Annotated in this window: 14 protein-coding genes, 1 pseudogene and 1 CRISPR repeat array; of the genes and pseudogenes, 12 read left to right on the plus strand and 3 right to left on the minus strand. The window is 44.2% G+C overall.

Going from position 1 to position 20170, the window contains the following annotated elements; all coding sequences use genetic code 11:
* The first annotated feature begins 277 nt into the window (after positions 1–277).
* From cas3 to cas7c, 4 genes are read left to right on the plus strand one after another with little or no spacing between them, the layout of a single operon-like run.
* Positions 278–2428 carry a CRISPR-associated helicase Cas3' gene (cas3, locus tag NST20_RS02290; RefSeq protein ID WP_328196980.1) on the plus strand — a complete coding sequence of 717 codons (2151 nt, stop codon included), beginning with the start codon at positions 278–280 and terminating at the stop codon, positions 2426–2428.
* 3 nt (positions 2429–2431) lie between these two features.
* Positions 2432–3079 carry a type I-C CRISPR-associated protein Cas5c gene (cas5c, locus tag NST20_RS02295; protein WP_104851188.1) on the plus strand — a complete coding sequence of 216 codons (648 nt, stop codon included), beginning with the start codon at positions 2432–2434 and terminating at the stop codon, positions 3077–3079.
* A gap of 6 nt (positions 3080–3085) precedes the next feature.
* Positions 3086–4756 (plus strand): type I-C CRISPR-associated protein Cas8c/Csd1, encoded by a 1671-nt coding sequence (gene cas8c, locus NST20_RS02300; protein ID WP_342400398.1) that lies wholly within the window; start codon positions 3086–3088, stop codon positions 4754–4756.
* Positions 4757–4759: 3 nt separating this feature from the next.
* Positions 4760–5683: a type I-C CRISPR-associated protein Cas7/Csd2 gene (cas7c, locus tag NST20_RS02305; RefSeq protein ID WP_017552738.1), complete on the plus strand. Its 924-nt coding sequence runs from the start codon at positions 4760–4762 to the stop codon at positions 5681–5683.
* 373 nt (positions 5684–6056) lie between these two features.
* Positions 6057–7009: a CRISPR direct-repeat array (repeat unit 32 nt; unit sequence GTCACACTCCTCGTGAGTGTGTGAATTGAAAT).
* A 328-nt stretch (positions 7010–7337) separates the two neighbouring features.
* Here cas7c and NST20_RS02310 read toward each other — a convergent pair.
* A complete protein-coding gene (locus NST20_RS02310; protein WP_237348879.1) occupies positions 7338–7856 on the minus strand; it encodes a hypothetical protein in 519 nt (172 codons plus the stop codon).
* A gap of 670 nt (positions 7857–8526) precedes the next feature.
* On the opposite strand from NST20_RS02310, the gene NST20_RS02315 reads away from it, so the two are divergent.
* The 3 genes from NST20_RS02315 (at position 8527) to NST20_RS02325 (ending at position 12089) form a co-directional block, all read left to right on the plus strand.
* Positions 8527–10182, plus strand: coding sequence for an APC family permease (locus NST20_RS02315; protein ID WP_342399986.1), 1656 nt, complete (start codon positions 8527–8529; stop codon positions 10180–10182).
* A gap of 230 nt (positions 10183–10412) precedes the next feature.
* A complete protein-coding gene (locus NST20_RS02320; protein ID WP_342399987.1) occupies positions 10413–11381 on the plus strand; it encodes an LCP family protein in 969 nt (322 codons plus the stop codon).
* Between the two features lie 342 nt (positions 11382–11723).
* Positions 11724–12089: a DUF5684 domain-containing protein gene (locus tag NST20_RS02325; RefSeq protein ID WP_342399988.1), complete on the plus strand. Its 366-nt coding sequence runs from the start codon at positions 11724–11726 to the stop codon at positions 12087–12089.
* A 128-nt stretch (positions 12090–12217) separates the two neighbouring features.
* Here the strand turns inward: NST20_RS02325 and NST20_RS02330 are convergent, their stop codons facing one another.
* The gene (locus NST20_RS02330) at positions 12218–13135 is read right to left on the minus strand and encodes an aldo/keto reductase (protein WP_118499696.1); all 918 of its coding nucleotides are present in this window, start codon (positions 13133–13135) and stop codon (positions 12218–12220) included.
* A gap of 196 nt (positions 13136–13331) precedes the next feature.
* Here NST20_RS02330 and NST20_RS02335 point away from each other — a divergent pair, with 196 nt between their 5' ends.
* Positions 13332–14234 carry a DUF4351 domain-containing protein gene (locus NST20_RS02335; RefSeq protein WP_342400399.1) on the plus strand — a complete coding sequence of 301 codons (903 nt, stop codon included), beginning with the start codon at positions 13332–13334 and terminating at the stop codon, positions 14232–14234.
* 129 nt (positions 14235–14363) lie between these two features.
* On the opposite strand, the pseudogene NST20_RS02340 reads toward NST20_RS02335, so the two are convergent.
* Positions 14364–14579, minus strand: a pseudogene (locus NST20_RS02340) (CoA transferase); the annotation flags it as partial.
* Positions 14580–15070: 491 nt separating this feature from the next.
* On the opposite strand from NST20_RS02340, the gene NST20_RS02345 reads away from it, so the two are divergent.
* From NST20_RS02345 to NST20_RS02360, 4 genes are all read left to right on the plus strand, one after another.
* Positions 15071–16084: an NADP-dependent oxidoreductase gene (locus NST20_RS02345; RefSeq protein ID WP_342399989.1), complete on the plus strand. Its 1014-nt coding sequence runs from the start codon at positions 15071–15073 to the stop codon at positions 16082–16084.
* A gap of 592 nt (positions 16085–16676) precedes the next feature.
* Positions 16677–17876, plus strand: a complete 1200-nt coding sequence (locus NST20_RS02350; RefSeq protein ID WP_061565455.1) for an MFS transporter — start codon at positions 16677–16679, stop codon at positions 17874–17876.
* 147 nt (positions 17877–18023) lie between these two features.
* A complete protein-coding gene (locus NST20_RS02355) occupies positions 18024–18779 on the plus strand; it encodes an HTH domain-containing protein (protein ID WP_342399990.1) in 756 nt (251 codons plus the stop codon).
* Positions 18761–19924: a PTS sugar transporter subunit IIC gene (locus NST20_RS02360; protein WP_342399991.1), complete on the plus strand. Its 1164-nt coding sequence runs from the start codon at positions 18761–18763 to the stop codon at positions 19922–19924. Before NST20_RS02355 ends, NST20_RS02360 begins: the two co-directional genes overlap by 19 nt.
* Positions 19925–20170: the final 246 nt, after the last annotated feature.

Below are 20170 nucleotides of genomic sequence, written 5' to 3' on the forward strand. Positions count from 1 at the left end.
TTTTTGTTAATTATTGCTGTAGATGAACAGAACGCGGAATCTGCAGCTGGGTTTGTGATAAAAGTAAATTTTTTGTGTAAAAAACGGGTGATTTTTCCCCGTTTTTTATATTGCACCCGTTAGAATCTATAATTTTTCGAATCTTTTGTTGAAAACGGAGAACATTTTTATTATACTTAGAGATAGGATAGTTAATAAAACATCCAATTCATAGAAGGTGATAAAAATCAGATACATTGCCCATTCATCTCAATCTGAAAGTCAAGAGCCACATTATTTGGACGAGCATATGAAAGGGACGTACTTTCAAGCAAGGCGTTTCAGCCATACGTTTGACCGATACGGGATCACGGCCATTGCTGCGATTGCACATGACTTGGGGAAAAAGTCTGGTGCGTTTGTACAATACTTAAAAGCAGACAAAAAAATTCGCGGGTCAGTCCAACATGCTATTGGCGGTGCGATTGCACTTCATGACATCATGCAACGGGGGGTGCAGGATGAACGGATGATCATGGCGGCAGCAATCGTAGCGGGGCATCATACAGGAATGCCGGATCTGAATACAGTGTTTGATGAAAAGATTCCTGACGCTCCGCAATATTTGAAAACGATTCCGGATTTGTCGCAAACGGAAATGCAAATCATTAAAGACATATTGAAGCGATTTCCGGGATTGCCGCTCGGAGGGAAATCTGATAGCAAATCTCCATTTGCATACAAAGAAATGCTGATGAGAATGTGTTTTTCTGCACTGGTAGATGCTGATTTCCTGGATACTGAACGATACTTTGATTATGGGAAGAGTATAAAACGGCAGGGAAAAGCATTCAGTATACATCAACTGGATGAACAATTACAGAACTACATGCTTGAGTTGCGGATGAAAGGCAAGGATAAAGAGATAAATAGATACAGAAATGAAGTATATACGGCTTGCAGAGAAGCGGCAAAACAGCCTTTGTTTTTCCGGGCGCTGGTGGTGCCGACCGGGCTGGGGAAAACGCTGGCTTCAATAGCTTTTGCACTTGAGCAGGCAAAACGGTTTAACAAAAAACGGGTGATTGTGGCATTGCCGTTTGTGAACATCATTGACCAGACAGCCCAAAAGTATCAAGAGGTGTTCGGAAAAGCATCTGTTTTGGAACAGCATTCCCAGCTAAGTTATACGGATGATAAAGATGAGGCAATGGAGCGGGCAAGGCTGGCAGCCGAAAACTGGGACTCGTTTCCGATTATCGTGACAACGACAGTGGAACTGTTCGAGAGTTTATTTTCAAACCGGACAAGCAAAGTGAGAAAGCTTCACCGTTTAGCAAACAGCGTCATCATTTTGGATGAGTTTCAAAAACTGCCCATCCATGTTCTTGCGCCAATTTTTCAAGCTCTGCACCTATTGATGGAACATTTTAATGTCACTGTCGTTCTGTGCAGTGCAACACCATTGTCTTTTGAAAATGCAAAATTGATAGGAAATATGGGTACTCCAATTGAAATCTGTAAAAATCGCAATCAACTGTTTGCAAGCATGAAACGGGTTGAATATATCCGGGTTGAAAAGCCGCTTACTGTTTCAGAGCTTGTCGCCAGAATGAAGGAACACCCTGCAGCACTTTGTATCCTAAATACAAGGGAAGATGCTTTCCGTGTATACCGTGAAGCAATCCATCAAAAGCTGAACGGACAGCACATATACCATTTATCGAATCGCATGTGTCCTCACCATCGAAAAAAGGTGATCGAACAAATCAAAGAGGATTTAAAAAATGAAAAGTCCATCCTTGTAATCGCGACGTCATTGGTAGAAGCGGGAGTAGATTTTGATTTTCCGGCAGTGTTTCGCGCAATGGCCCCTTTGGACTCGATTGTCCAGGCTGCTGGAAGGAGCAATAGAGAAGGTAAACTGGAAAAGGGGGCAGTGTTTATTTTCGAATTGATTGGAGGGGGGATGCCTGGCGGAATGTACCGCAAAGGAACGGAGCAAACGAGGATTTTATTGGATCACTACAGCACCGCTGCATTGCATGATCCTTGGATTTTCGAAAAATATTTTCGGAGCTTGTACTCCTTCGGTGCAGACGATTTGCTGGATTCATATGGGATAACAAACCTTAAACCTTTTTCGTTTGAGACAGCGGACCGCTTGTTTCAAATGATTGATCAGAATACGGTGTCCATCCTTTGCAAAAATTACCAGGGTGAAGACGGACAGATTGAAAGATTAATCCGGATGTATAAAGAAGCGCCGTATTTAACAAAGGAATGGTATCGTGAAGCACAGTTATTTGCTGTAAATGAATATGTGGACAGCCGTTTTTTAAAAGAGAATCAAAATCAGCTAGAGAAGGTTTCGGAAGGTTGGTATATTTGGCACGGGGGTTATGACATGAAAACCGGGATTATGGATATGGACGAGAAAGGAGATTGACTGATGGGGAAAATTTTCCGGCTGAAAGTCTGGGGCGAGTATGCGCTGTTTACCAGGGTGGAAGCAAAAGTGGAACGGGTATCTTATCCCGTAATGACTCCGTCTGCGGCAAGGGGTATTTTAACAGGGATTTTTTGGAAGCCGGAATTCAAATGGCGAATAAAAAGCATCCACGTCTTGAAGCCCATTCAGTATTATTCCATTTTGCGGAATGAAGTTGCTTCAATTGTACCCAGTAATATTGTCACAAGCAAGCGGGACTATTTCACAGATGATGACCGGCAGTTACGCCATTCAATCATGCTGCGAGACGTTGCCTATATTATAACGGCAGAAATGCATCTAATGAACCCGACGATGGAAAATAAGAGGAAGTATGCATCCATGTTTTTGCGGAGAGTGGCCAAAGGGCAGTGCTTTTATCGCCCTTATCTCGGGACAAGGGAATGTTCACTTCACTTTTCCCTGCCTGAAGACGATGATCAGGCAATACCCGATACAATGGATATTGGCCCAATGTTATTCGACTTAAAATATCCCGCAGATCCCGGACAAAAAAATGCGCGTGCGATCCCCTATTTCTTTAATGCCAAATTGGACCGGGGTATATTGCATGTGCCCGAGTATTTATATAAGGAGGTGGATGGCTGAATGTATATGCGCAGACTGGTGGAGTTTGCCGAACAGCATGCCAATGATTTGCCGCCGGTCGGATATGCCCGGAAAAGTTATCAATGGTTTGTTGTAATTACACATGATGACCGTTTTGAATTTATTCAGGCTGATCGGGGGGAACAGCGTGTTATCCCGAATCGCAGCCGTGCATCGGGTGTGTCGCCTATTTTGCTTACTGACAAGGCGGAGTATGTATTCAAGCTGCCTAAAAATCCCGCCAATGCAAAAAGAGCAGCGGAATGCCACCTTGCATATATGAAGTTATTGAAAGAATGCTGTGAGGCCACACGCAATGAACTTGTTCAAAAGATCGTGCAGATATTGGAAAGTAAAAGCTGGCAGCTCCCAGATGGCATGAAACCGGATGATTTTATCTTGTTTCGGACGGAAGCGGGTGACTTTCCCCACGAAGACAATAAAGTAAAAAAGTTTTGGGAGGATTTTCTATTAAAGAATAGCTCAAAGGAAGAGAACGATAGTGTTTGCTTCATTTGCGGACGTAATGCACCGGCAGTAAAACGCCATACCATTGAATTTTCTTTGGGAAAAGAAAGGACAAAGCTTATTTCGGCCAACAAAAGTGCCTATTTTTCATACGGATTGGAAAACTCGGAGATTGCACCTACTTGTTTTGAATGTGAACAAAAATACGGGCAAGCGCTCTCGTACTTATTGAGAAAATATGCAAACAAAAAGCAGCACGGCGGCCCGCATATGATGGAAATCGGCAATGTAACATACGTTTATTGGGCAAGGCAAAACGATCCGGAAACGACCAGCATGTTTACGTTTCTATCCGACCCGGATCCTGTTGCAGTCCGGAGAATTCTATCATCGCCGTTCAAACGGGCCGAAAATCACGGTTCTTTAGATCGTATATGTATTTTAGCACTTTCAGCAAACAAGGCCAGAATGGTTGTCCGCGACTATGCAGAGCCGCCTGTATGGAAGGTGAAAAACCAAATCCGGCAATTTTTTGATGCACAACAAATTGTGGGAGCGCCAAAACCGGCCAGCATTTATTTATTGGCGGCGTGCATGTACCGTGACGGCAGAAAGGAAATGCAGAAGGAAGATGTTCAGGACTGGATGAACTGGGCCATTTACGGGAAAAGGCTCTCCGGGCGGATTATAGCAAAAATGGTAAAAAGAATTCAGGCAAGGGGCGGTATGACATGGATACATGCAGCAGCAATAAGAAGCTGGCTAATTAGCCAAAACAAGGAGGAATGGACAGTGGATTTAGATCACGCCAGAATCACGCCGGCTTACTTGTGCGGCAGGTTGTTTGCGGTATTGGAAGCGGTACAATACGAAGCAGTAAAGGGAAACGAAACGATTGCTTCAAGGTTCTATGCGGCAGCTTCATCTACTCCAAGGACAATTTTCGGGCTTTTAATGAGAAATAGCAAATGGCATTTAAGTAAAATTAGTAAAGAAAACAAAGGATATGAAGTTCGTTATCAGCAAAGGATTCAATTAATAACCGGCCAATTGAAAGAATTCCCAGCTGTCCTTGATTTGCAAGGACAGGCTGAGTTTGCGCTAGGCTACTATCATGAAAGACAAGATATATACAAGAAAAAAGAAAATATGCCTGCTGATGCTGCCAATGTAAGTGATTTAAATAAAACCGTTGTTGAGGGGGAGTAATACATGAACATAAATTCAATTATTGATCCAAACAAACGCTATGATTTTGTGCTCGTTTTTGATGTGACGGATGGAAATCCGAACGGTGATCCGGATGCAGGCAATCTTCCGAGAATTGATCCGGAAACAATGCAGGGTATCGTAACGGACGTTGCAATAAAAAGAAAAATAAGGGATTACATTTATTTGACCAGAGGGCATTTGGAAGGTTTTGATATTTATGTCAAGCATCGCGGGATTCTCACAAAGGAGCAGAAGAAGGCTTATGAGCAATTAGAAAAACAGGAAAACGACGACAGCCCGAAAACAGTAAAAGATGCGCGGCAGTGGATGTGCGAACATTATTTTGATACACGTATGTTTGGCGCTGTAATGTCCACAAAAAAATTTAATGCAGGTCAAGTGCGGGGAGCTGTCCAACTGACATTCGCACGCTCGGTTGATCCTATTTTTCCTGCTGAATCGAGTATTACTCGTGTTGCACTAACGAATGCTGATGATATTAAAAGCGGGAAAGCTACTGATGAAGAGGCACGTACTGGCCAAATGGGGAGAAAAGCCTATGTGCCATACGGTTTATATATCGCCTATGGTTTTTATACACCATCATTTGCAGTTCAGACAGGAGTAAGAGAAGAGGATTTAAAAGGACTGTGGGAGTCGCTTATTAACATGTGGGATCTGGATCATTCAGCCTCCCGCGGCCGGATGGCATGCCGGGGATTATATGTATTTTCACATGAAAGTTACTTAGGCAATGCGCCATCTAACCAATTGTTTGAAAAAATTGAAATCCATCGCATTGATCAACATAAGGTTGCAAGATCATATAAAGATTATGCCGTCGTTTTTGATGAAAAGATGCCAGAGGGAGTAACACTGCACAAAATTGCAAATTCCTTTAAAGATGCTAAAGTTGTCAACTGAGTTGCTGTTTTTGGATACGGATCCTTTCTTCAGTGCCGTTCTTTATTGAAGGAGAAGCTTAACAGAGGCTTATAACCTGTAAAACATAAAAACCATTAGAAATAGTTTAATGTTAATTGCGTTACGACCGTGGACTATGATGTTGCTGCGTTTTAACACTCTGTTTTATGCAAAATAGCAGCCTTGTAATGAGAATTGCTTTTTGGCGCAACTGTGCGAATGGAGAGTATACATGAATTTCCCGTGGGATTCGCACCAGGAATCCCCTTGCTTTTTTCCAAATTACGGAATTTTTGCATGGATAAATTTAGAATAATATGGAAAAAACACAGTTATTCGTCAAAAAACATCAAATTTCTACAAGGTTATAGCTGTCACACTCCTCGTGAGTGTGTGAATTGAAATACAAAGCGCGCGGTAGTCCCGCAACAACCGTTTCGTCACACTCCTCGTGAGTGTGTGAATTGAAATTTAAAGCTAACCTTAATCAAGGCGACTTGGTTAGTCACACTCCTCGTGAGTGTGTGAATTGAAATTATCTGCTATTTGTTGCCTTTATCCAGCCGCCGAGGTCACACTCCTCGTGAGTGTGTGAATTGAAATCATCTCATACGGAATTCCACTTTCCCGCAGCACAGTCACACTCCTCGTGAGTGTGTGAATTGAAATCCAACTCTCGTTTGAATACCATTAATGGTTTGAGGTCACACTCCTCGTGAGTGTGTGAATTGAAATCCGGCTTCGTGGCGCTTGACGCTACCCTTGTACGTCACACTCCTCGTGAGTGTGTGAATTGAAATAATATGTTTAATGATGAATTATATATCCCTAGTGTCACACTCCTCGTGAGTGTGTGAATTGAAATTACAATACTTTACTTTGCTAAAGCGTTAAAGAACGTCACACTCCTCGTGAGTGTGTGAATTGAAATCAAGCTGAAAAGGATTTTTGGGAAAACAATGTGGTCACACTCCTCGTGAGTGTGTGAATTGAAATATGTGAAAATATTTTAACTGGTTGAATGTTTTTGCGTCACACTCCTCGTGAGTGTGTGAATTGAAATAATATATCATCCTTAAAACTTTCTAGCACGTCACGTCACACTCCTCGTGAGTGTGTGAATTGAAATCCAGCAGGTGAACGAATTGCAGCCAAAAGCATCGTCACACTCCTCGTGAGTGTGTGAATTGAAATTAAGCATTCATGCGCTGATTCATAATAGCTCATCGTCACACTCCTCGTGAGTGTGGGGATTGAAATCAAACGGGTTATCGGTAAAATGGCTGACGGCGGCGTCACACTCCTCATGAGTGTAGAAATTGAAAAAAATAAACGCAGCAGGAAACAATGGAACAGAGCCGAACAGTCACTTTACGCATGAAATAATTGTGAAAAAGGAGAGATCCGGGGGCGTAATCAGTGATATTCTATCCAAAGAATAAATTCGTTCGTTACGCGTGTTCCGGCGTTAAGGCGTCAAGCGTGAACCATGATTCGTTCGCAACCAGTTGTAAATAGTGAGTGTCAAGCAATTTGATATGCTCAAATCTAAGCAGCAAGCCCCCAGATCTCCTTTTCCTTGCCGGCATGAGATCCGGCGGCAAAAGGCGGAATCCAAGCTCCGCCCCTTGCCGCCGGGTCTCATGCCGGGTGTTTACTGGTACTCCTCTACAAAGTCCAGTTCAACCGCTGCGTTAAAATTGGCTTTATCAATCAGTATCGACAAACGGTTGGCTTCTTTTTCGGTTTTTTCAGCCTGCTTTTTAACCGCAGGGGGGTCAAAAAGCGCTTTCTTGTAGACAACATTTGCGTCAAAAGCGCCTCTTGCTATCCGTTCCACTTGTTGGCTGTTGCCAAACTCTTGGAGCATTTCAGCTTCGGCGCGAAGTTGTTTCACAAGCTCTAGCGCCTCTACGATGGATATTTTTTCACCCTTCCATTCAATCGTTGTGCGTAAGTTGGATGCTGCCAGTGCCTTTGTGACCGCCCGATAGTGGTTTCGCACTTGCTGAATTTCCGCGCTCACCACCTGAAATGTTCGTGCATGCGGCGTATATTTTTCCCCTTTTTCAAATTCAACGTAGGCAATCTGGTTTCGCTCCTGGATCAAGTCATGCAGTTTTTTCGATACCGCATTTTTAAGCAGCCGTGCTTCCGCGACCGTGATTTGCATTTAACGCCCCACTCCCCTCTGACTTTTTCTATTTGCTATTATTATACAATTCCTGCTTTTAAGAGTGCAATGGTGGATTTGTAGTTCTTGCGGCCGTCATCTCTTTTTATTTTGAGGTTGCTGAACAAGCGGCATTCTCAAAGTTAAAAATGATTCCGTAGATTTTGTCGAACTTTAAATGCAATACAGAAAAAAACTTTGCACTCGAAAGCATTTTAACGGTTAGAAGAGGACAAAATCACCCCCTTTTTGAGATACTTCTTCTATTGGTGGTAAACATTTAAGCCGGCTTGCTGGGTAAATCGGTTAAAATGCCTAAATCCGATTCGTTCAGCAATTTCTATTATGGATCGATTTTTTTTGTGCCAACTGTTGAATCCGAATGAAAAGGAGAGCCGGCCCGTCCATTTACAGTCTGAAATCTGGCCGGGAATCCACTTGCTTCACGAGGGAAAAGATATTGTATAGATCGTATTCAAATTATTGGGTATTCGCATTTTTTAAAGATAAAATGGAATTATGCATTTATAAATTTTGTCATTAGAGGAGGCGGATGAGTTTCTCTTGCTTGTGCCGGGGTAAAATAAAGTAAAATTTTAATCAAATTTTTCATGTCAGCTCTTTTTGTATTTTCAACTTGGCCAACACAGAAAAGAAAGAAGGATACTGTATGAACATGATGCATCGTAAGTTGGGAACTTTTGCGCTTACCATGACCGGTCTTGGGTCCATCATCGGATCCGGCTGGTTGTTTGGTGCCTGGAAAGCAGCAACGATTGCCGGCCCTGCAGCCATTTTTGCCTGGGTGATCGGGATGGTTGTTATTTTGTTTATTGCCCTTTCTTACAGTGAACTGGGGGCCATGTTTCCGGTAGCGGGGGGAATGGTAAAATACACCCAGTATTCCCATGGCTCTTTTGTCGGTTTTCTTGCTGCATGGGCGAACTGGATTGCCATTGTTTCCGTTATTCCGAGTGAGGCGATGGCTTCTGTTCAGTATATGAGCTCATGGCATTGGAGCTGGGCGCACAGTTTGGCCCATAACGGAATGCTGACGCCAAAAGGGCTCGGCCTTGCTTCTTTGCTGTTGTTAATCTATTTTTTTCTGAATTACTGGGCAGTCAATTTATTTGCTAGGGTAAACTCGATTATCACAATATTCAAAATTATTATTCCGGGGTTGACGATTTTTGCACTTCTGATTGTCGGGTTCCATGGCAGCAATTTTACATACGGCCAAGCTTTTGCCCCGTATGGATGGTCAAGTGTGCTTACGGCGGTGGCGACATCCGGGATTGTGTTCGCATTTAACGGCTTTCAAAGCCCGATCAATATGGCGGGCGAAGCGAGAAAGCCGGGCCGGTCGATCCCAATTGCAGTCGTGGGATCTGTTTTAATTGCAACGGTGATTTACGTTCTGTTGCAGATTGCGTTTATCGGGGGTGTCAGCCCTTCTGTCCTGGCACATGGCTGGAATCATTTGAATTTTAACTCCCCGTTTGCAGATCTTGCCATTGCGTTAAATATTAACTGGCTCGTAATTGTCTTGTATTTGGATGCCTTTGTTTCTCCATCCGGCACCGGGATAACTTATACTGCAACAACGGCACGCATGCTGTATGGCATGGAGAAAAATGGATATTTGCCGCGGTTTATCGGCAAACTGCATCCGGTTTATGGCATTCCGCGCCCGGCGATGTTTGTCAATTTAGCCATCTGTTTTATTTTCCTGTTTGTGTTTAAAGGCTGGGGTTCACTGGCAGAGGTCATTTCTGTTGCAACGTTGATTTCTTATATCACCGGGCCTGTGACTGTCATGGCATTAAGAAAAACTGCGGGGTACTTGTACCGTCCGCTCCGGGTGAAAGGCATGCAGATCATTGCGCCATGCGGCTTTATTTTTGCTTCGTTGACGCTGTACTGGGCACGGTGGCCGCTTACCGGGGAAGTTTTCCTCATCATCATGATCGGGCTTCCAATTTATTTTTACTATCAGGCGAAAAGGAAATGGAAGGCTTTTTCAAAAAATTTCAAGTCCGGCATTTGGATGGTCGCCTATCTGATTGTGATGATGTGCATTTCTTATCTTGGGAGTGAGAAATTTGGCGGCCTCAACATGATTCCGTACGGCTGGGACATGGTCCTCATTGCTTTCGTTTCGCTTGGTTTTTACATCTGGGCAGTGAAAAGCGGATACGAAACATCTGACCTGCGTGAAGTTGCAAAATTAAACAAAGCTTTGAAAGAGCACGACATGGGTGTGGATGATGATGAAAATGGAAACGGGAAACGAAACCCGGCTTATTCAACGGATTGGCCGCACTGATTTTCGTTGAATATGGAGGAATCACTTAAAATTACGTACAAAAAGTACCAAAGCCATGGAAAGCTTCATACCAAAAAAGCGCAGCTGAACACTGCGCTTTTTTTTGGTGGATGGTGCTGAAAGAAGAAGATTGCCAGCTGCAACAAAATTTTGTCGAAATGTATAGTCTTGGATTAAAAAATGTTTTATAATTTAAATAGTTTATACATAAATGATGTTGGGGGAAAATGATGAGAAAACTGAAAATCTTTTTATCCATTTTACTGGCGGTTGTTGTATTGGGCGGCGGTGTAGCTTATTTTGCTTACCAAAAGCTGCAGCCGGAGAACCATTTTAAAAACGTGCCGACCGTTTCTAAAACAGGGAACAACCCGGGCAGCCAAGGGACAACAACACCCAAAATGAAGGAAAACGTATTCAATGTCCTTTTACTCGGTTCGGATGAGCGAAAAGGGCAGAAGGTGGGCCACTCGGATTCGATTATCTTGCTGCATGTCGATCTGAATAAGCACAAGTATAACATGGCCAGCATTCCCCGTGACACACGCGTGTATCTTGACGGCTACGGCTATACGAAACTGACAAGCGTGCAATATATTAAACAGGCAACAGGCGGCACAACAGCCGGAATTAAAGCCGCAGTCAATTCAATCAGCCAATTGACAGGCATACCGGTCAACTATTATGTAGAAACAAATTATGAAGGCTTGCAGTCGATGGTGGATGCGCTGGGGACGATTGACGTGGATGTGCCGTTTGATGTAAAACTGACACACCCCTGGTACCCGGAAAACAAAGGAAGAATAATTGCACAAGGTACGCAGACGCTTGACGGGGAGATGGTGACAGAGCTTGTACATGAACGCTATTCGTTGAAAAATGTGGACTATGACCGCCAGCTGTTGCAGGCAAAAGTGCTGATCGGTATTGCCAAAACCGCACTCCAGCCGAAAAATTTAACGAAACTGCCAAAACTGGTGGACAAATCATCTGATTTTGTCATTGCTACCAATATGTCCAAAACAGATATCGCAAGCCTCGGCCTGCTTGTAAAAAATCTCAACACAGATAAGCAAGTGACCTATTACCAGCTGAAAGGCACTTCTAAAAGCATGTATGACGATATTTTAAAAAACAACAACTCGGAAATCGTCCTCGACCAGACGGCATTGAAAAAGACCATGAAGCATTTTGAATAAAAGGATTCGGAATGGGGGATTGTGATTTGCATGATGGAGCTGGGATAAGCGGGGACAATCGTAACTTGGAAATAATTTCATCCATGGGAATTTTATGGGAAGTCAACGGCCAGAAAAAGCGGCCATCTACTTTGCATGGAAAATAAATAGATTGCTGCGTAAGCTAATAGGGTTAATTACTTTTTCTGTATGTAAAGGCCCGGTATTTTGAAGGCAGATAAGAGCAAGGTTCCAGATAAGGTTGCTTTGTTTTTACGGAGGCATGATGGGAGGGGCCGGGTCATAAATATTTTATAAGTCTGGTGTACAACGCCGGAAATCTAATTCAGTGGGGGTATCATAATGGCAACAATTTTATACGCCGTCTTTATTGCAATTGCGCTTTATGTTTTAAATGGCATGGCATTTATGAAGCTGGCCCAAAAAGCCGGGCGCGGGGATATTGCCTGGATGGCTTGGGTTCCGGTCTGTAACGTGATCCAGCAGCTTCTTTTGATTAAGAAAAGCGGATGGTGGGTGCTCATTCTGCTCGTCCCGTTTGTGAACTTTATTTTTATGATTATTTGGCAAGTTAAATTGCTTCATGCATTCGGCAAGCATGGCGCCTATGTGCTGTTGTATATTTTTATCGGCATTGTTTATCAAATTTTATGGATCGTATGGGCATTTTCCGACGAGACGAAGTACGTGGAAAGGGAAGCAGTGTAAGGATAAAAAGATGCCGGCGTTTGGTCGGGCATCTTTTTATCTTCCTGGAGCGGAAAAGCTGGCCTGCTGTTTTAAAAGGGCAATGGTCATGATGCCCGTTGCGTTTTTCGGGTCCGGCAACATACCCGTTAAGGCAAATCGTTGCCGGCAGCAAAATAAATATCATACCAGTCCCGGCGGGTAAGGCTTACTTTTGATGCTTCTGTGACTTTTTTCAGCCTTTCCGGGTTCATTGTTCCGACAATGACTTGGATTTTCGCCGGGTGCCTTAAAATCCATGCGGTTGCGACGGCCTCTTTGGAGACGCCTTGTGCTTGCGCCAATTGGCCGAGTTTTTCGTTCAATTCCGGGAATTTTGGATCGTCGATAAAGACGCCTTCAAAGAACCCGTACTGGAATGGCGACCAAGCTTGAATGGTGATATCATGCAGGCGGGAATATTCCAGAATTCCGCCGTCATGGTTGATGCTGCGTTCGTCTTTCATATTGACGTGCATCCCGAAGTCAATCATGCCGGTGTGCGCGATGCTGAATTGCAACTGGTTGACAATCAGTTTTTGAGAAACGAATTTTTGGACAAGTTCTACCTGGTACGGATGGAAGTTGCTGACCCCGAACTGGCGGACTTTGCCGGCATCTTGCAGTTCTGAAAAAGCTTCGGCAACTTCTTCCGGTTCCATTAATGGATCAGGGCGGTGTAGCAGGAGTATATCCAGGTAATCGGTTTGGAGCCGTTCCAGAATACCGTCAACCGCTTGTAAAATATGCGATTTGGAAAAATCATACATTTTGTCGCCGATGCCGCATTTTGATTGTAGAATGATATCTTCCCGTTTGATGGAACTGTTTTTCAGCGCATTTGCAAAAATTTTCTCTGATTCTCCTTTTCCGTATATATCGGCATGATCAAAGAAATTGATGCCATGCTCGACTGCTGTTTCAATCATCGTTTGTGCCTCTTTTTCCGATAACGCATTCATCCGCATGCAGCCTAAAGCAACTTCTGATCCCAATATACCGCTCTTGCCAAGATTGATATGATTCAACTTCATACCTCCTGTAAAATTCTTCACAATTTTATTATGAGTTTGGATCGTCTGCTAAGTCAATGAAAAGCACTTGCACGACCGGGAAATGGCGGATCAAATTTGCAAATTGCAGATAGTAAAATTCACTTGAAAATAGGGCGAGTGTCCTTTAAAATAAAACTGAAAAATAAGAAAAGGAGTGAGCGATTTGCCATTGGAACTGGTAATGGAAAAACAGGCCGGTTACAACGTGCATGACCGTTTGTTTAAGGAGCTGATCCAAAACTTTTTTAAGGAATTTATGGAAGCGTTCTTCCCGGATGTGTCAGCGGATCTTGACTACCGCCGGGTGAGGTTTTTGTCGCAGGAACAGTTTACGGACTTTCCGGGCGGCGAACAAAAACGGGTTGACATCCTTGCCGAGACGAAGGTAAAAGGCAAAGACACCGTGATTCTCATCCATGTAGAGCCCCAGTCGTATTACCAGAGACTTTTTCCTGAGCGACTATTTCGCTATTACATGATGATCAGCCTCAGGCACCGGAAACCAGTATTGCCGATTGCCGTATTCAGTTATGAGGAGAAAACAGAGACCCCCGATACGTACACCTTTGCCTTCCACAACATCGAAATTCTTCGTTTTCACTATTTATCCATTCATCTGATTAAGAAAAACTGGAGAGATTATATCCGGAGCAACAATCCCGTTGCCGCAGCATTGCTGAGCAAAATGGGGTATACAAAAAAAGAGCGGGTGCAGGTCAAACTGGAGTTTCTGCGGATGCTGGCCCGGATGGAACTCGACCCTGCAAAAATGAGGCTGTTATATGGTTTCTTTGATTTTTATTTAAAACTGAATGAAAAAGAGGAGGCGGAAGTAATGGAAAACATTAAAATGCTGGATCCGGATGAAGCAGAGCAAGTACTAAAGCTGCCGAATTCTTACTTTGACCGCGGGTATAGGAAGGGAAAAGAAGAAGGTGAAGAAAAGTTAAAAAGATTTATTGCCAACTTGTTAAAAAATCAAGTGGATTTGAAGATCATTGCCCAAGCATCCGGCTTGAGTGAAGAGGAGATCCTGAAAATCAAAAGGCAGATAGAGGGGGGAAAGCATTGAGCCCGGTTTGTGACGAAGCAGAACAAGTAATAAAGCTGCCGAATTCTTACCTTGACCGCGGGTATAGGAAGGGAAAAAAGGAAGGAAGAGAAGAATTGTTACAAACGATTCCAATTTCACGTTTTAAATCAAGCGTAATGCTTTTTTATTCCGGTTGGCGCATAAATAGTAAGCGCTTACTTTTTGCTGGAACGGCGGCCCCCATCCCCGTGTTTCGTCACTCCCGCCGGGTGCTTCGACTTTGATCACTTCTGCACCGAGATCGACAAGGATCATTGTGCAAAAAGGCCCGGCCAGCACCCTTGTTAAGTCAAGCACTTTTATCCCGGACAATGCGGCTTTCAATCTATCCACCCCTTTCAAAAAATAGAAAAAACCAGCATTTGCATCCAAAAGGCACGGATAAAAATGACTGGCTTTTTCTGTCGAACAACTTATCTTGCGGAATAAGCAGGCAGAATAAACAGTTATGTCTTTCATCAACAGGATTGCCCCCGGCTGGCTTTGTTCACGTATTCCGGGGATGGAACATCGCACAAAGCTTGGTGGGTGTTATGTATATAGGATAATCCATTTCAGCAAAATTGCAAATTGTTTTTGAATATTTTTATTAAAAAATCAAAGTAAACAGGTGACATCCCTGTACGGTTTATCAGCCAGCTTGGCCCTGCTGATTGCGGCTTATGGTGCATTCGCATAGCGCGTGGTTGATTGGATTTTCATCATACCAGTGCGTGTTGAATTCCAATATCCGGAAAATCTTGTTTGCATTATTTTTGACCGCCGAATTGGGGAATGTTAAATTAGAGGAAAATGGTTTTTCAGGAGGAATTTTCATGGAGGGGAATAAAAAACAGATCCGGCTGGCGAGAAGGCCTGTTGGAACGCCAACAATGGAAGATTTTGCTTTTACCGAAGCGCCAATTGGCACACCGGGTGAAGGCGAAGTGCTAATTCGGAATGTGTATATCTCCGTCGATCCGTACTTAAGGGGCAGAATGGAGGATGTGAAATCGTATATCCCACCGTTTCAGCTGAATGATGTCATTGTAAGCGGCGTGATCGGACAGGTTGTCGAATCCAAGTCCGCCCAATTTGCCAAGGGCGACATCGTGATCGGCTCACTTGGCTGGGAAACATATTCGCTTGCGCATGAAAAAATGATCCGGAAGCTGGATCCCGATCTTGCGCCCGTTACGGCCAATCTTGGCATCCTTGGAATGACCGGGCTTACCGCGTATTTCGGCCTGATCGATATCGGGAAGCCGAAATCAGGCGAAACGGTGGTTGTATCGGGTGCTGCAGGGGCGGTTGGCTCCGCTGTCGGCCAGATTGCAAAAATCAAAGGAGCGCGTGCTGTCGGAATTGCCGGATCTGAGAAAAAATGCCGCTACCTGACAGAAGCATTAGGGTTTGATGCTGCCATTAATTATAAAACGGAAAATGTCGGAAAGGCACTGAAGGAAGCCTGCCCTGACGGTGTTGATGTATATTTTGACAATGTCGGCGGTGAAATTTCCGACGCGGTCTTCCCGCTGTTGAACAATTTTGCGCGCATTCCGGTATGCGGCGCCATATCCGCTTACAATAAAACAGAGCCGGATGTCGGGCCGCGTGTACAGAGTTATTTAATCAAAACGAGTTCGCTGATGCAGGGTTTTACAGTCGGCCATTACAGTTCCCGTTTTAAAGAAGCCGGCGCCCAGCTTGCCGCCTGGTTGAACGAAGGCAAATTAAAATATGAAGAAACGATAACAGAAGGTTTTGATTCGATCATTGACGCTTTTCTCGACTTGTTTAAAGGAAAAAATATCGGTAAGCAGCTGGTGAAAATCAGCGAATTTGAGTAATGTAGTGAGAAATAATGCATAATGGGTGCAGGCCGGCTGCACAAATTGGGGCATAACGATTCATGGATCAGGTATAGGGCGGGGATAAAGGCTACCATACTTGACAACAAGTGATGTACTTCTTTTGTGCGTTCCCCAGGCTATATGGAATTTTTCAATAGGATCCATCACAATGCAGCAGAAATTAAAAATACCGTTGTACCGGTGTATTGCTTTGCATCTTTTATATAGAAGAATTCAAAAACGGCCATTCAAAAATACTTTTGGATCGTGGCTGAATCTGTGTTTTTAAACCGGAGTGCAATGAAAGAAATTCAGAGCAAGATGGTTTTTCCCAATGGTTTATCTGCTCCCAGGGTATTTCTGGAATTTTCTTGTTGGTTTTAAAAATTTTCTTTAACAGTATTTAGCAAAAGCCAAAAACAAAACAGGTTTCATGCAAGTCTACTTTTTTATTGGCAGATTTTTCATTATTTCACCACAAGAATCCGGATGTGCGGAGGGGAAATCGTCAAATATCTTTACCTTGCACACGCCTGGTGATTCCGGTATGATAGGGGCACAATGGTGTCGGCGCAGGAGGATATAAAATTTGAGAGAACTGCTAACTAACCGGTTTGTCCGGATGATTTTCTTATCGGAATTATTTTTGCAAGCCGGGATCTGGGTACGGAATTTTGCCGTCCTGTTGTTTGTTACAGATAAAACGAACGGAAATCCGCTTGCGGTATCGATGATTTCAGTCGCAGACTATTTGCCAATTTTCATCTTTAGTTTTATCGGCGGGGCATATGCGGACCGGTGGCAGCCAAAGAAAACGATGATCTGGTGCGATTTGCTTAGTGCCGCCTCGGTTTTTGCCGTGATCGGTGCGCTTATATTTGGTTCGTGGCAGGTGATCTTTTTTGCCATGCTCGTTTCTTCCACTTTATCGCAATTTTCGCAGCCGTCGGGATTAAAGCTGTTCAAAATGCATCTGGAAGAAAGCCTGATTCAGCAGGGGATGGCGGTGTACCAGACGATTTATGCCGTGTTCATGATTTTCGGCCCGGTGATCGGCACATTTGCTTATCAAAGGTTAGGAATTGATCTTTCGATAACCATTACCGGGGTGGCCTTCCTGCTCTCCGCAGCGGCCTTGTCTTTTATTCCGCGCGATGAAAAAGTAAAAAAGGCCAAAAATATGACAAATATTTTCCAGGAAATGAAAAGCGGGGTTCGTTATGTGCTTGCAAAGAAGGAGCTCAGGCTGCTTGGCTGCGGATTTCTTACTGCCGGGCTCGGCGTTGGTTTCATTCAGCCAATGAATATTTTTCTTGTAACCGATCGTCTCGGCCTGCCGAAAGAATACCTCCAGTGGCTCGTGATGGTAAACGGGATCGGCATGATTGCAGGCGGCGCGTTTTCAATGTTTTTTTCAAGATCCACTTCCCCGCTTAAGTTGCTCGTTACCGGACTGCTCGCGAATGCCCTCGGGCTTGCGGTGATCGGCGCGTCAACTTCTCTTTGGCTGACGCTTGCTGCGGAGCTGGTTTCCGGCCTGTTCTTGCCAAGCATTCAAATCGGGATCAGCACAATGGTTTTACAAAATACGGAATCGGACTATATTGGCAGGGTGAACGGCACGCTTTACCCGCTTTTCACGGGGGCAATGGTGATCACGATGAGCCTTGCCGGCCTGGTGAAAGTATGGCTGTCGGTGACGGCTGTTTTTGAAATTGCGGCGTTATTTTTTATCATCGGCCTCTGCTTTGCCTTCCCGTTAATGAAAGAAAGATCACACGCGAGGTGAAGTCTTTGCGGGATAGGCAAGAGGCAAACATATTTGCAAAAAAAGTTTTCCAAAAGAGGATGCTTCGAAACGGCGGAAGCACCCTTTTTCGTATATCGTTCTATAAAAATGAATGGACAGCAGGGCAGTGAAAGGGGAATAAAAGCCTTGATTTCGAATCGGCAAAAACAAATATTATGGTTGTTACAAAAGTCGGATGGCCCTCTGAATGCGAAGGCCATCGGGGAGCGGCTGGGCATTAGCGACCGGACGGTAAGGGAGGAAATTCGGCAAATTCAACAGAAAAGCGATGAGCTTGGCGTAAAATTGAAAGTGCTCAGGGGAAAGGGATACCTCCTTGAAAAAGTGGACTATCGCCGCTTGCTCCAGTTAGAGGAAAACGGGTTTTTTGCAGAACAGGAGGAAAGGGTCAAGTACATTTTAAAGCGGTTGCTGCTGGAAAAGGAGTATGTGAGGCTGGAAGATTTGGAAGCAGATATGTATGTTTCAAAGTCGACACTCCATACCGATTTGAAAAAGGTAAGAAAAATATTAAAAAAGTACGATTTAACTCTGGCTAACCGCCCGCATTACGGAACAAAGGTGGAAGGAGGCGAATTCAGAAAAAGGCTTTGCCTGGCGGATTCCATCTTTGGCTGGCAAAATAAACCGGGCCAACAAAATACCCCGTTCAATCAGGATTTATTCCAAAAGGTAAAACAAATCTTGATCCGTGCCATTTCTAAATACCGGATACGATTCTCCGATATAGAATTACAAAATTTAGCAACCCATATTACCCTTGCATGCAAGAGAATCGAGGACGGGTTCACAATTGAGCCGTTACCCTTTCACTTTAAAGAGCCGTACACTTTTGAAAGGAGACACGATCAGCTTTTCTCATATTGGGCAATCTGCCGATAAACGGCTACACCGATTGGTTGGCAAAGATTGAGCTGGCGCCCGTATTCAATAAAATTGTAAATGGTTCTTTCGGCCTGATGGCGATTATCGCCGTATTCGGCATTGCCAGGAGCCTTGCCGACTATTATGAAGTCGACGGGGTAAGCGCCGGGGTTGTGGATTTGGCCAGTTTTGTCATTGTAACCCCGGATGTGGAGGCAAAAACCGGTTCGGGCATTCCATATGCTTTTGTAGGCAGCGGCGGGTTGTTTGTTGCTATTTTAATTGGACTGATTTCGGCTGAAATATTCAGATTTTTTGTCCAAAAGAATTTTACCATTAAAATGCCTGAAGGGGTACCGGTAGCGGTTGAAAAATCATTTGCGGCTTTAATTCCCGGGTTCATGGTCATCCTCGTTTGGAGCTTGGTCTACTTGCTCCTTGGTTTAGCCGGTGTGGACAATATCCATACTTTATTAACCGGCATTTTAGGAAAGCCGCTTGGAGCGTTGGGCAGCAGTTTATGGGGAACGTTAATCATCATTGCTTTAAATTCTCTGTTCTGGTTTGTCGGCATCCATGGGGCGAATACGATCAATCCGGTCATTCAGCCGATTTGGCTGCAAAATACGGATGCCAACCGGATTGCATTCCAGACGGGGCATGCGCTGCCGCATATTGTAACGAATGAGTTTATGCTGAATTTTGTCTGGATGGGCGGCGGCGGCACCACGATCGGCCTTGTCATTTGCCTGTGGTTGTTTGCAAGAAGCAAAAATAATAAAGCGATGGGATCGCTTTCTGTCGCGCCGGGTGTTTTTAACATCAATGAGCCGGTACTGTTCGGGCTGCCGGTCGTGCTGAACTTTAAACTGCTGATTCCTTTCGTGCTGACGCCTATGATTACTGCTGTCATTACTTATTTTTCAATGGCAACCGGCCTGGTGGCAAAACCTGCAGGAATCGTCGTTCCGTGGACAATGCCGCCTGTTATCAGCGGTTACCTCGCAACCGGAGGAAAAATCAGCGGGGCAGTCATCCAGCTCATTACGCTGGCTTTATCTGTCGGCATTTATTACCCGTTCGTTCGCAGCATGGATAAGGCTGAACTGAGAAATGAAGGGGACGAACAACAGGAACCAACGACGAAGGATAGTATTTCTTAATCCATTTAAAAGGCGCTTGTCCTATTCGGCAAGCGCCTTTTAATGGAAATAAAGGAATGCTGCGGGCAAATTCGTTTTGTTCCCATGGCCGGCAACCTGTTCTCCCACAGGCTGCCAGGAACAGGCGGAAAGGAAATATTACGGCCTTTGCATGATTCGTTTAGGGCTTACTGAACAAATCAGATAGTTGAAGTTGCTGCCTAACGCTAACGCAAATTTTATAAAACTTCTTATTCAAAATGTTTC

Source organism: Weizmannia sp. FSL W8-0676, from assembly GCF_038593015.1.
GTDB lineage: Bacteria > Bacillota > Bacilli > Bacillales > Bacillaceae_C > Weizmannia > Weizmannia coagulans.

What these genes read in the sequence shown, in the direction of transcription:
- cas5c (WP_104851188.1), top strand. Translation starts at nt 2,432, where the DNA reads ATGGGGAAAATTTTCCGGCTGAAAGTCTGGGGCGAGTATGCGCTGTTT.
- cas8c (WP_342400398.1), top strand. Translation starts at nt 3,086, where the DNA reads ATGCGCAGACTGGTGGAGTTTGCCGAACAGCATGCCAATGATTTGCCG.
- cas7c (WP_017552738.1), top strand. Translation starts at nt 4,760, where the DNA reads ATGAACATAAATTCAATTATTGATCCAAACAAACGCTATGATTTTGTG.
- NST20_RS02310 (WP_237348879.1), bottom strand. Translation starts at nt 7,856, where the DNA reads ATGCAAATCACGGTCGCGGAAGCACGGCTGCTTAAAAATGCGGTATCG.
- NST20_RS02315 (WP_342399986.1), top strand. Translation starts at nt 8,527, where the DNA reads ATGAACATGATGCATCGTAAGTTGGGAACTTTTGCGCTTACCATGACC.
- NST20_RS02320 (WP_342399987.1), top strand. Translation starts at nt 10,413, where the DNA reads ATGAGAAAACTGAAAATCTTTTTATCCATTTTACTGGCGGTTGTTGTA.
- NST20_RS02325 (WP_342399988.1), top strand. Translation starts at nt 11,724, where the DNA reads ATGGCAACAATTTTATACGCCGTCTTTATTGCAATTGCGCTTTATGTT.
- NST20_RS02345 (WP_342399989.1), top strand. Translation starts at nt 15,071, where the DNA reads ATGGAGGGGAATAAAAAACAGATCCGGCTGGCGAGAAGGCCTGTTGGA.